Origin of the sequence: Rhizobium sp. BR 250 (genome assembly GCF_047445855.1) — a bacterium.
Lineage (GTDB): Bacteria > Pseudomonadota > Alphaproteobacteria > Rhizobiales > Rhizobiaceae > Agrobacterium > Agrobacterium tumefaciens_I.
Genome location: NZ_JARWKW010000006.1, coordinates 110,553 through 123,033, shown reverse-complemented (window position 1 = coordinate 123,033; position 12,481 = coordinate 110,553). Strand labels below are relative to the sequence as shown.

10 protein-coding genes are annotated in these 12,481 nt (G+C 59.9%); 7 read left to right on the top strand and 3 right to left on the bottom strand.

Features of this window, described 5'->3' with window-relative positions; genetic code table 11:
• Positions 1-16: 16 nt before the first annotated feature.
• The 3 genes from QD336_RS11610 to QD336_RS11600 all read right to left on the bottom strand — a co-directional run bounded on the left by QD336_RS11610 (position 17) and on the right by QD336_RS11600 (position 3,672).
• Positions 17-646, bottom strand: coding sequence for an SGNH/GDSL hydrolase family protein (locus tag QD336_RS11610; RefSeq protein WP_499170760.1), 630 nt, complete (start codon positions 644-646; stop codon positions 17-19).
• A gap of 6 nt (positions 647-652) precedes the next feature.
• Positions 653-1,801 carry a mandelate racemase family protein gene (locus tag QD336_RS11605; protein ID WP_035221218.1) on the bottom strand — a complete coding sequence of 383 codons (1,149 nt, stop codon included), beginning with the start codon at positions 1,799-1,801 and terminating at the stop codon, positions 653-655.
• Positions 1,802-2,364: 563 nt separating this feature from the next.
• Positions 2,365-3,672, bottom strand: coding sequence for an NtaA/DmoA family FMN-dependent monooxygenase (locus QD336_RS11600; protein WP_269342669.1), 1,308 nt, complete (start codon positions 3,670-3,672; stop codon positions 2,365-2,367).
• A 349-nt stretch (positions 3,673-4,021) separates the two neighbouring features.
• On the opposite strand from QD336_RS11600, the gene QD336_RS11595 reads away from it, so the two are divergent.
• From QD336_RS11595 to QD336_RS11565, 7 genes are all read left to right on the top strand, one after another.
• The gene (locus QD336_RS11595) at positions 4,022-5,089 is read left to right on the top strand and encodes an ABC transporter substrate-binding protein (protein ID WP_499170759.1); all 1,068 of its coding nucleotides are present in this window, start codon (positions 4,022-4,024) and stop codon (positions 5,087-5,089) included.
• Between the two features lie 7 nt (positions 5,090-5,096).
• Complete coding sequence (locus QD336_RS11590; RefSeq protein WP_499170757.1) at positions 5,097-5,990, top strand: NmrA family NAD(P)-binding protein; 894 nt, start codon at positions 5,097-5,099, stop codon at positions 5,988-5,990.
• Positions 5,981-7,150 carry an LLM class flavin-dependent oxidoreductase gene (locus QD336_RS11585; protein ID WP_269342672.1) on the top strand — a complete coding sequence of 390 codons (1,170 nt, stop codon included), beginning with the start codon at positions 5,981-5,983 and terminating at the stop codon, positions 7,148-7,150. Before QD336_RS11590 ends, QD336_RS11585 begins: the two co-directional genes overlap by 10 nt.
• A gap of 90 nt (positions 7,151-7,240) precedes the next feature.
• On the top strand, positions 7,241-8,440 hold the full coding sequence (locus QD336_RS11580) for a M20 aminoacylase family protein (RefSeq protein ID WP_499170755.1): 1,200 nt from the start codon (positions 7,241-7,243) through the stop codon (positions 8,438-8,440).
• Positions 8,441-8,474: 34 nt separating this feature from the next.
• Positions 8,475-10,064, top strand: coding sequence for an ABC transporter substrate-binding protein (locus tag QD336_RS11575; RefSeq protein WP_499170754.1), 1,590 nt, complete (start codon positions 8,475-8,477; stop codon positions 10,062-10,064).
• Positions 10,065-10,492: 428 nt separating this feature from the next.
• Positions 10,493-10,843: a DUF3088 domain-containing protein gene (locus tag QD336_RS11570; protein ID WP_269343496.1), complete on the top strand. Its 351-nt coding sequence runs from the start codon at positions 10,493-10,495 to the stop codon at positions 10,841-10,843.
• Between the two features lie 39 nt (positions 10,844-10,882).
• A complete protein-coding gene (locus QD336_RS11565) occupies positions 10,883-12,478 on the top strand; it encodes an ABC transporter substrate-binding protein (RefSeq protein ID WP_499170752.1) in 1,596 nt (531 codons plus the stop codon).
• Positions 12,479-12,481: the final 3 nt, after the last annotated feature.

Genomic DNA, 12,481 nt, shown 5'->3' with positions numbered 1-12,481 from the left:
CTCAGGCTGCGCGTGATCAGCCAAGAATGTCTCTGACCGGTGCTGTAAGCGCCCGGCCGATTGCCGCCGTTGCCGGCGCATCCAGATGCACGCCATCCACCGGTGAGGCGCTGGCGATCGATCCGGCATCGAAAAAGGCATGTCCGAGTTCTGCCGCGAGTTTGCGGTAAAGCGGCGCAAGCCTGAGCGATTGCGCGATATCCCGCCCGCCCGCCGGTTCTCCGCCAGGACCAACAACGCAGGGCGGCGGCGCGACGATCAGCAGCTTCGGCACTGCCTCTCGCGGTTTGTAGATGAAGGTTTCGACAATCTGCGCCAGCCGCCGCATGCCGGAAACGGCGGCTTCCGCTCGCCCGCCATGCACCGGCTTGATGTCGTTGGTGCCGAGCATGACGATGACGAGATCGAGCGGCATGTGGCAGGACAGCGCGATTTCCAGCGCCCGTGCGCCGTTGCGGCAGGCGGGACCGGCATGGTCGTCGTAACAGGTGGTGCGCCCGCCGAGCCCTTCGGGGTGGACCTTCGCCTTTCCGGCAAGCTCGGCCTCCAGCACTTCCGGCCAGCGATGCTCGACCGGGTGCCTCAGACCCGTGGCCGGGTCGGCACCCCAGGTGAGGCTGTCTCCGAAGGCGAGCACCGTTTTCATCGCCCGTTACCTCACCCGGTTGTTGTCGATGAAGGTAAAATCGATGTCCTCGCCAAGACCCGGCCGATCAGGAACATGGACGAAACCGTCGCGATCCATCGGGTCGGACAGCGACTTCAGATAATCGTGGCCGTCATCATATTCGAGGAAGGGGTGCAAGAGCCCGCGCTCATACCAGCGGCAATTCTTGGTGGCGGCAACCACATGCAGGTTCATGGCGGTATTGCCATGCACTTCGCACTCCATGCCGAAGGCTTCGGCCAGATGCATGGTCTTCAACGCCGGGGTGATGCCGCCGACATCATTGACGCCGGTACGCAGAATATCGCAGGCGCCGGCCTTGATCCATTCGGCACGGTGCCAATGTTTGCCGGCCGCACTTTCCGGGCCGACGACGGGAATATCGAGATTGTCAGAAAGCCATTTGTAGGAGGACAGTGATTGTTCATCCATCGGCTCTTCGATCCAGTCGAAACCGAGTTTTTCGAGGCCACGCCCCAGCGCCAATGCATCGGTGCGGGAATACCAGTGGAAGGCGTCGATCATCAGACGAATATCGGGGCCGACCGCTTCACGTACAGCCGCGCAGGCCTTGAGGTCCATCTTCACGTCCGGCGCCCAGCTGACCGGCGGCATCCAGGTGTGCAGCTTGATGCCCTTGTAACCACGCTTCACGAGCGTTTCGGCAAAGCGGCCGTAATCTTCGGGCGTCGCCAGCCCGCCTTCCAGTTCGTCGCCGCACATGATGGAGCCATAGGCCAGCACCTTGTCGCGGTAACCGCCGATCAACTTGTATACAGGTTGGTTCAGCGAACGGCCGGCAAGGTCCCACAGCGCGCAGTCCACCACCGCCAGCGTGCGGTCCGTCAATTGCGCGGCTGAGCCGCGCTGCCAGTGGGCAAGGTCCTGCCACAGGCGTTCCCGGTCCCGATGGTCCTCGCCGATCAGGACCTTCTTAACGAATTTCTCGATCACATGCGGGCGAACGATCTCCGGTGCGGTGAAGGAGTGACCTTCCTGCCCATCTTCGGTGCGAATGGTCAGCATGGCCTGTTCCACCTGATGCGCCGGCCCCGGATGCGCGTGCCCGGCACTGTCCGAGTGCCGACGGGTCGTCGTGCGGAAAACACGGACCTCAACGTCGGTGATGATCATAATTTCTCCCTCATGCGGATGTCGCAGCATTCATGGTTGCTGCAATGTCATACATGTTTGCACTATTTGTCAACATGTATGATAATCTGTATTACATGTTTAGCGGAGAAATCAAGGGTATTTGCTCGGAACGCGATATGACGTCCTTGTTGGGAGCGTGCGTCCTTGGCCGGGCGAGGGGCGGCTTCACATCAAGGGAGAGGAGGCGCATGAACAATGTCAACCGTCGCGGAATGAGCTGCGCAACGATCTTTCAACAATCGCCGGCACTATAAGAGGCCATGCCGGGCCACACAGGAGGACAGCCGCTCACCTTTCTGGTTCCCGGCAATTATCACGATGACGACCCTGAACGGGGAATGGAGGAGACCCGGCAGCTTTTCGAAACCGGGGAGGCGGGGGGTTATCATAGCGCCTGGGTTCGCCAGCATCATCTGGAACGGGGCGTACCCTTGGAAAGCGGCGACGGGTCAATAATATGCCTGACGCCCCGTTACTCCCGTGCGTAGTGGGAAATTGCGCGGGAAGGGTCCGATGCCCTTCAATTGCGCCATATCTGCGGTTCAATCGGGATAAGGCAGACCATAACGGTCGCGGATCGTCGCGCCTTCGTATTCACGCGGATAAACGCCGCGATCCTGCAGTACCGGCACGACCTTTTCGACAAATTCGGCAATATCGTCGGGCGCGCGCGGTGGCTGCAGGGTGTAGCCATCCACCGTGCCATCCTGCCAGAGATCGATGATACCATCCGCCACTTCTTCCGGTGTGCCAAGCAGCAGCCGGTGGTGCCCCTCCGAGCGGCGCACCGCCTCGCGGGCCGTGAGCTTTTCATGGGTCAGCAGCTCGGAAAGGCCGAGCCCCATGCCAACCGCCCATTGCCGGTTCTGGTCGGGAATGAAGCGCTCGCCTTCGAGTTTCGCATCGGGGTCGAAATCGCGCGGATCGATGCCATTCTCTTTGGCGAAACGCGCCAGAAGGCCGTCTTCCGAGCTGGTTCCGCTGTAGAGTTCATGTTTGCGCAGCGCTTCTTCGCGGGTCTCTCCGAGAATGACGACAAGGCCGGGAACGATGCGGATGCCGGAGGGATCGCGACCGAAAGAGACGGCGCGGTCACGCACCTTTTTGCCGAAGGCCTGACCTGCCGGGCGGGAGAGGATGTTGCAATAGATGATCTCGCCATGGCGCGCGGCGAGATCAATGCCGCCTTCGGATGCGCCTGCCTGCGCGATGACGGGATGTCCCTGCGGCCCGCGCGGAACGTTGAGCGGGCCTTTGACGTGAAAATACTCTCCTTCATGGTCGATGGTTTCGGCCGTCGCCGCATCCCAGAAACGGTTTTCCGGCACCTCGCCCTCCCGGCGCAGATCCCAGCTCGACCAGAGCTTTTTCGCGACATCGAGAAATTCGGTGGCCTTGGCGTATCTTTCGCTGCGCGGCGGCAGCGGGTCGTTGCCGAAATTGGCCGCGACATTGGGATTGAAGGAGGAGACGATGTTGACGATCAGTCGGCCGCCCGTGACCACGTCGATGGATTGCGTCCGTCGCGCAAAATTATAGGGCGAATTATAGGTGGAAGACACCGTCGCCACAAAACCGATATCCGGCACCTGCGCCGCAAGCGACGTGGAGAGGATGAGCGGATCAATGGTGTGAAACGGACGACTGGCCGGATCGGTCAGCAGTGCGGGGTGATCGGACAGGAAAACGGCATCGAACCGGCCCTTGTGGGCCAGTTCCGTCAGCCGCCGGTAATAGCCGATATCATTGATATCGTGCCGGTCTCCGCTCCTGTATTTCCAGGCATTGGGAAGATATCCCGTCGTATTGATGCCGACATTGAGATTGAGCCGGCGTCTGGTCTTGCTCATGCTTCTACTTTTCTTTTCGGTCCGCGTGGGATTTCCGGCCTGCGGCCGGTGCAATTGTCCGAAAACCTAACAGCCGGGGTTGTGGTCGCGAGTTAAAAATCCTTGCTGTCCGGAGAAGAAAAACTTTCAGTGCGATGCGCAGCCGAATGGAGGAGGCGATAAGAATTGAGGGTGACGATCCGACCCAAAATCCCGCAGTTCTCGAAAGGAAATTCCGTCATCACGCTCAGACGATAGCTGGATGGAAACGAATTTCCTCAATCGCGTTTCAAATAGTACACTTTATCTATAGAAAATATCATATGGCGTGTAGCGTGCCGTCCAGATCGCAATTTCGAGGACGAACACTATGGCCGATGCCGCCCTTCGCCAGGTAACCCAGCCGGTAACCCTGTGGTACACACGCTGCCCGGCGCCGACGCCGCTTTCCATCGCGGTGCAGCTTGGCTGGATAGAGGAGCGTTTCGCCGGCCATGATATTTCCGTTTCCTCCATTCGTGATTCCGCCGATCCGGCCATCAGGCAAAGCCATTTCGATCACCGGCTGGACTGGTCCTTCCGCCAGGGCGGCAATATTCCCCCCATCTGGGCGAAATCCGGTGGCCGGCAGACGCGGCTGGTGGGGCTGACGAGGACCGATGAGTTTCAGGCGGTCATCGCGCTGCCCGCAAGCGGCATAAGCAAGGGCGGCGATCTGAAGGGGCGGCGCATCGGCCTGCCGAAACGGCCGAATGAAACCATCGATTTCCAGCGGGCGACATCGCTCAAGGGCATCGTGTCGGCGCTCACCGTCTCGGGCCTCTCCGTTACAGATGTCGAGCTTGTCGATCTGACGGCAAGAGAGCCGGTGCTGCTTGGCCCGGAGGATGAGCGGTTCCACGGTCTGCGCCGGCGACTTCCCTATGGCGAGGAAATTGCAGCACTGCACCGGGGGCAGATCGATGCGTTTTTCGTCAAGGGTGCGGAAGGTGTGACGGTCGCCAACCTGATCGGTGCGCAGGTCGTTGTGTCGACGGGGTTTCACCCCGATCCAAAAATCCGCATTAATAATGGCACGCCGCGTCCCTTGACGGTGGACGCCACCTTTGCCGATGAGCGGCCCGATCTGGTTGCTGAACTGGTGGCCACGGTCCAGCGGGTTGCCCGATGGGCGAATGACAATCCGGCGGAAGCCGTGCGTTTCATCGCGCGTGAAATTGGCGTCAGCGAGGAGGCGGTTCTTGCCGCCAATGGCGCGGATGTGCACCGCAATCTGAGGCTCGACCTCGATCCGGCCGAGCTGGATGCGCTCAGCCATTTCAAGGATTTCCTGCTGGAATGGAAATTCATCCCCGAAGATTTCGATGTGCGGGACTGGGCAGATCCACGCGCCCTTTCTTCATTGCAAGATGCCGCACAACACGATGCGGGAAAGTGAGGGTGCCATGACAACCACCATTCTCGTAACGGGCGCAACCGGCAAACTTGGTCAGCGTGTCGTCAACCGTCTTTTGCAGAAACAGGCGAAGGTTCGGGTACTGACCCGCAGGCGCGAGGATGCGCTGAAGCTCTGGGGCGACAGGGTCGACATTGCGGAGGGAAATTTTTCCGATCCGGCAAGCCTGAAAGAGGCCTCACGCGGTATAGACAGGGTCTTCCTGCTTTCCCCCATCGGCGAAACGCTGGCGGCGGACCAGAATGCGGTTATTGACGCGGCTCTCTCCGCCGGTGTTTCGCGGCTCGTGAAAATATCCGGCTCAGACTGGACCATTAAAAATGCGGTACGCTCGATCTCGGGTGCCGCCCATGCCGAGGTGGAAAAGCATCTGGCGGAAAGCGGCATAGCCCATACCGTGCTACGACCGAATGCCTGGATGCAGGTGGCGCTGGAGCCCGTTGTTGCCGCCTTGCGCAACGGCGAGGATGTGCCCGCCCGTTTCGGAAATGCCGCCGTCTCCTTCCTCGATGCCGATGATATCGCCGATGTCGCGGTTCAGGCGCTGACTGCCGGCGCGCCGCCTGCCGGTCCCTTGGTGCTGACCGGCGGCGAAGCTCTGGCGGTGCTGGAAATCGCCCGCATCGCGGCCCGTATCCTGCATCGCCCGGTCGGAGTTTCGCACAAGGTTGCTTCGACCTTTCCGGCGCATATCGGCGCGTTCGAACAGAAGGCCATCGCCGAATTCGGGCAGCTGATCGGCGAAGGTCTCGCGGCGTCCACCACAGGTGCTGTCGAACAGATTATCGGCCGCCCGCCCCGCAGCGTGGAGAATTATCTGCGCGCCCGGTTGGCCGCCGCCCCGCAGGGCGATCATTCCGAAGGAGAAAAGACATGGCGCTGACCGTTGCTTTGCCCGATGGGCTCGAGCTGCGAGGCCCTGCCGATTTCGCGGAAAGCCCGCTCAGCCGGGCGGCAAGACAGCCGTTGATGCTGGGCCTGTTCCTCAATCTGCAGGATATCAATTTTTCCAGCCTGCCGACCAGCAATAGCTGGACCTTTGATTACAATGTTGAACTCGTGAAGCGTGCGGAGGAGCTTGGTTTCGAAATCGCCTTCAGCCGCACGCAATGGCTGCCCAAGGGCGGTTATGACGGGGAATCCTCGCTCGACAGTTTCATCGCGCTTGGCGCGATGGCGGCGGTCACGAAGAGCATTCTGCTGATCTCCACCATCCATGTGCTTTATGGGCCCCTGCACCCGCTGCATCTCGCCAAATATGGCGCGACGCTGGATCATATCGCCAAGGGGCGCTGGGGCATCAACATCGTCACCGGCCACCGCGCCATCGAGCATGAAATGTTCGGCTGGCAGCGGATCGATCATGACAAGCGTTACGATATGGCTGGGGAATTGTTCGATGTGCTTCACCGCCTTTGGGGTGAAACGGAGAATTTTTCCTATGAGGGCAAGCTCAACCCGTGGGCCATCAACAATGGCTGGATCACGCCGAAGCCCGCTTTTGGCCGCCCGCCGCTGGTGACGGCGACCGGCTCGCCCGCCGGTATCGATTTCGCCGCCCGCCATTCCGATCTGGTTTTTGTCACCTCACCCGGCGGCGCGCATATAGACAGCGCGCTGGAAACACTTCCCGATCATATCGCCACCATCAAGAACCGCGCCAAGGCCTATGGCCGGCAGGTGAAAACGCTCATCAACCCGATCATCGTCAGCCGCGACACGGAGAAGGAAGCGATCGCTTATGCCGATGCCATCGAGGCTGGAAAACCGCAGCCCGGCACCCGCGCTTTCGCCACCAATAATTACGACAGCGACGCCCATGCCTGGCGCGGCCGCGGTGATGCGCGCCACAAGCAGGGACGCAATCTTGGCGGCAATATCGAAATCATCGGCTCGCCGGAACAGGTGGTTGAGCAGCTTGTCGGTTTGAAGAAGGCCGGCATCGATGGCGTGCAGCTGAATTTCTACGATTTCCGCGAAGACCTCGATTATTTCGCCGAGCGTATTCTGCCCTTGATGAAGGAGGCGGGCCTGAGGCTCTGACGCCTTTCCTGCCGCATTTTCCAGCCCTGAAACCCGCCCTTCGCAATCGCCCGATTGCGAAAACGATGTTCTTTGCCCTGAGGAGATACCGTGAATATCGCCGTCGATCCCGTCAAAACACCAGCACCTCAAATCATCGACCGGATCGGGACCTATGTTCCCGAACTCGTCTCCATCCGCCACGATCTGCACCAGCATCCGGAAATCGGTTTCGAGGAAGTGCGCACGTCAGGCATCGTCGCACAAAAACTCGCCTCCTGGGGCATCGAGGTGCATCGCGGTTACGGCAAGACCGGTGTGGTCGGCGTGCTGCACGGCCGTCATGCGGGCAATCGCTCCATCGGGCTGCGGGCCGATATGGATGCCCTGCCGATGCCCGAGGAAACCGGGTTGCCCTATGCGTCCGTCTATCCCGGCAAGTTTCACGGCTGCGGACATGATGTGCACACCACCATCCTGCTCGGCACCGCCCGTTATCTGGCCGAAACCCGTGATTTTGCCGGTACGGTGGTGTTCATTTTCCAGCCGGCCGAGGAAGGTCTCGGCGGCGCGCGCGCCATGATTGCCGACGGGCTGTTCAGGGATTTTCCGGTTGACGAGATTTATGGGCTGCACAATTCCACCCACGCCGCGCCCAATCATCTGAAGGTTTCGCCCGGCACCATTCTGGCGGGGGCGGATTTCTTCGATGTCCGGCTGAAGGGCCGGGGCGCACACGCCGCCCATCCGGATGTCTCGCGCGACCCGGTGCCGGCGACGGGGGAACTCATCCAGGCCTTGCAGACCATCGTCAGCCGCAACGTGTCACCAACCGATCCCGCCGTGCTGTCGATCACCCGCATCGAGGCGGGATCTGCCTATAATGTCATCCCGGAAACGGCTGCGATTGCCGGAACGGTGCGGGCCTTTTCCGACAGCGTGCGTGAAACCATCCGGGAGCGCATCCGCACGATTTCCGATCACATTGCCGCCGCCCATGGCCTGACCGCCGAGGTGGATATTCGCGACATATTCTCGGTTCTGACCAACGATGATGCATCGGTGGATATCGTCGCCGGGGTAGCGCGCGAGGTTCTCGGAGACGAGCGCGTTTCCACCGAACCCGGCCGCTTCATGGGCAGCGAGGATTTCGCCGATCTCCTGAAACATGCGCCCGGCGCATTTTTCACGCTCGGCCATTCCGGCACCGTTCCGGCCCATAATCCCGGTTTTATCGTTGACGACGCCATCCTTCCGGTTGGCGCAACCCTGTTTGCCCGTCTGGTGGAAACCCGGCTGAAGGCTGCCTGAGTATTTGAAAACAAATTCGCAAAGGGAAACATCCATGGATATTACAAGACGTAAGACATTGCTTTTGAGTGCTGCCCTGGCCGGGGCCATGCTGTTGCCGTCAATGGCCGCTCTGGCATCGGAAACGCCCAAGAAGGGCGGCATCGTCACCCTTGCGGGTCTTGGCGAACCGACGACGCTGGTGCCGCTTTCAGACTCCAACACGCGCACCCGTGCCATTTCCACGAAAATCCTCGAAGGGCTGGTGCGGTTCGACAGCGAGTTCAAACCGCATCCGGTTCTCGCTGAAAGCTGGGAGACCTCTGCCGACGGGCTGCGCCACACATTCAGACTGCGCAAGGGTGTTAAATGGCACGACGGCAAGGATTTCACCTCGCAGGACGTGAAATTTTCGCTGCTCGCCTTCAAGAAGGCCGGCCCGCGCGGGCGTATCACTTTCGCCAATATCGCCGATATCGAAACGCCCGATCCATTGACGGCGGTGGTGGTGCTTTCCAAGCCCGCACCCTATCTTCTGCGGGCGCTGACCGGCGGCGAGACGCCGATCCTGCCGGCCCACGCCTATCCTTCGGAGAACTTCAATGAGAGCCCGAACGGCAACGCCCCCATCGGCACCGGCCCCTTCGTCTTCGAGGAATGGAAACGCGGCAGCTATGTGAAGCTGAAGAAGAACCCGAACTACTGGCAGGCCGATCTGCCCTATCTCGACGGTTTCGTGGCGCGCTTCGTTGCGGACGCGGCCTCCACCACCATTTCGGTTGAAACGGGGGAGGCGGATTATACCGCCGATGTCTCCTACAGCGATCTGGAGCGTCTCCGGCAAAATCCGAAGCTCGCGGTGGAGGTCTATACCGACGCCTATCTCAACAATGCCGCGATATTCGAGTTTAATCTGGAGAATCCGATCCTGGCGAAGAAAGAGGTCCGCCACGCGCTGGCCCATGCCATCGACCGGGATTTCATCAACGACGCCATCTTCTTCGGCACGGCCAAACCCGCCGGCTCGAACATTCCGGCGGTCTTCACCGCCTATAATGACGAAAAGTCATTCACCTATCCTTTCGATCTCGCCAAGGCGAACGAACTTCTGGACAAGGCCGGTTACCCGAAAGGCGCCGATGGCACCCGTTTTTCGCTGCGACTGGCCTTTCTGCCATCCGATGTCTTCCGCAAGACCGCTGAATATCTGCGCTCTTCTTTCGGCAAGCTCGGCGTGAAGGTGGATATCGTCGAAGGCGATCTCGCCACCTTCATCAAGCGCGTCTATACGGAGCGTGGTTTTGACCTGACGGTGAACGGCATCAGCCGGCTGTTCGATCCGACGGCAGGCGTACAGCGCCTCTATTGGTCCGACGGTATCAAAAACCCGGCCCCCTATGTCAACGCCGCGCATTACAATAATCCGAAAGTTGACGATCTCTTCCGTGCGGCCGCCGTCGAGGTGGATGAAAAGAAACGGGCAGGGCAGTTCCACGAAATCCAGAAAGTCGTCGGCGATGACCTGCCGAATTTCTCGATCGTCGCTTTGCCGACCGTTATCCTGCGCAACACGAGTTTGAAGTCCCTCGTGACGACTATCGATATTGCCTATGGTGATCTGGCGACGGCGTGGAAAAGCGAGTGAGTATTTGGCAAAGCGGTGCAATCTACGCCCCGTCACCCCGGACTAGATCCGGGGTCCAGTGCGATCAAGTCCTTGATCGCGAGAGACTTTTTTCACGGCGCAGACGCGCCGTGGCTGGATGCCGGCTCAAGGCCGGCATGACGGAGGAGAGCTCCGCCAGAACCAACACAAAACCGGCAATTCTGCCGGTTTTTTTTGTTGAAACGGCCGCCAGCCCGTTTTGCGCCTTCGCGCGCCAAGCTCGTTTTCGGGAAAAACATTGCTCGTGAGACAAGTCGCTCAGAACAGCGGTCCCTGTTGGTTGAATTCTGAAAAATTCAGTTTCATCAATAATTTAACGCAAAGCATTTCTTCGCTTCAAAGCAAGAATTGCTTTCTGGACCCACGCTTTGGCCGCCTGCACTGTGAGCTGGAAATCTCACCTGCAAATGATGGATGCCATGGCCAAGGATACGCTTTTTTTGATCGCCCCCGGTTTTGAGGACCCCAAGCACCCCGGTGTCCGGTTCGTCTGCCCGCATTGTAACCAGATCGAAGGCCTGCTCGCCGCCTTTCCGGATCTTGCCGCCGGTATTGATGTTCACCGTGTCAGTTTTCAGCGCCCGCGTGAGGCGGTCATTGCCGCCGTGGGGGAGGAAAACCAGTCGCTGCCGCTCTTCATCTTTGCCAGCGATGCGCCAGCCGATGCGGCAACCCAAGGCGACACCCACTTCATTCAGGACACCCAACGCATTTTGCAAATCCTCGCCGAGCGCCACGGGTTCCCGCAGCTGCATTGAGCTGCCGTACCCGCACATCGGATTTTTTCGGAGACAGACATGACCCTTTCCAGACGCCAGTTTCATAAAATTGCCCTAGCCGCCGGCGCTTTCGTAGCGCTCCCCGGAGGTTCTTTTGCCGCTGCCGAAGAACCCGTCTCGGGCGGCACGCTCAAGATCGTTTATTTCCCCGAACCGACGCAGCTCGTGGCCATCAACACCAGTGCTGGTGGCCCGCAGTTCATCGGTTCGAAGATTTACGATGGGCTTTTGACCTATGATTACGAGCTTTCACCCAAGCCGAGCCTTGCGAAAGAATGGAGCGTTTCGGCCGACGGGCTGGAATATGTCTTCCATCTGCAGCCGAATGCGAAATTCCATGACGGCAAACCGGTGACGTCGGCGGATGTGGAGTTTTCGATCCTGCGGCTGAAAGAGGCCCATCCGCGCGGCCGGGCGACGTTCGCGAATGTCGAGAGTGTCGATACCTCCGATCCGCTGGTCGCGAAGGTGAAGCTCTCCAAGCCGGCGCCGGGCCTTATCACCGCGCTGGCCTCCTCGGAATCGCCTGTTGTGCCGAAGCACATCTTCGAGACCTTCAAGCCGACCGATAATCCCAAGCCTGCCCAGATCATCGGCAGCGGCCCCTTCGTGCTGAAGGAATGGGTGCCGGGCAGCCATATCCTGCTGGAAAAAAACGCGGATTACTGGGACGCGCCGCGCCCTTATCTCGACCGCGTCATCATCCGCCTCATCAACGATGCGGGCGCCCGTGCGGCCGCGCTGGAAACCGGCGAAGGCGACATTGGCCCCAACCCGGTCGCTCTTGCCGATCTGGAGCGGCTGAAATCCATCCCCACACTGAAGGTGGATGACCGCATCTATGCTTATGCCGGCCAGCAGAACCAGCTGGTGATCAATCTGGAGAACGAATATCTCAAGGAATTGAAGGTCAGGCAGGCCATCGCCCACGCCATCGATGTTTCGGCGCTTATCGATACCGTGCTTTACGGTTACGCCGTACCATCGCCGACGCCGATCAGTCCCGGTCTTGCGAAGTTCCACAATGCGGATATCGGTTTTGCCAAGTTCGACGTCGCGCAGGCGGAAAAATTGTTGGATGAGGCGGGCTTCCCGCGCAAGGACGGCGGTAAGCGCTTCAAGCTCCGCGTCACCACCAACCCGTTCAATCCGCAGACCTATTCGGATTTCATCGCGCAGGCGCTTTCGAAGATCGGCATCGAGGCGGATATCCAGAAGTTCGATTTCGGCACCTATGTGAAGGTGGTCTATACCGACCGCGCCTGGGACCTTTCGGTGGAATCCCTCTCCAACACCTTCGATCCGACCGCGGGCGTTCAGCGCGTCTACTGGAGCAAGAACTTCAAGATCGGCCTGCCCTTCTCCAATGCCAGCCACTATTCAAATCCGGAGGTCGACCGGCTGCTGGAAGCGGCGGCGGTGGAGCCGGATATCGAAAAACGCGCCGCCTTCTTCAAGGAATTTCAGGCGGTTGTCGCCAAGGATCTTCCCGTCATCAATCTCGTCTCTCCCATCCAGCCGGTCGTCGGCAGCGTGCGCATCAAGGACTATGCGACCGGCGCGGAGGGGCTCAGCGGCAATCTCGCCAAGACCTGGGTGACGAAGGAGGCGTGAGCC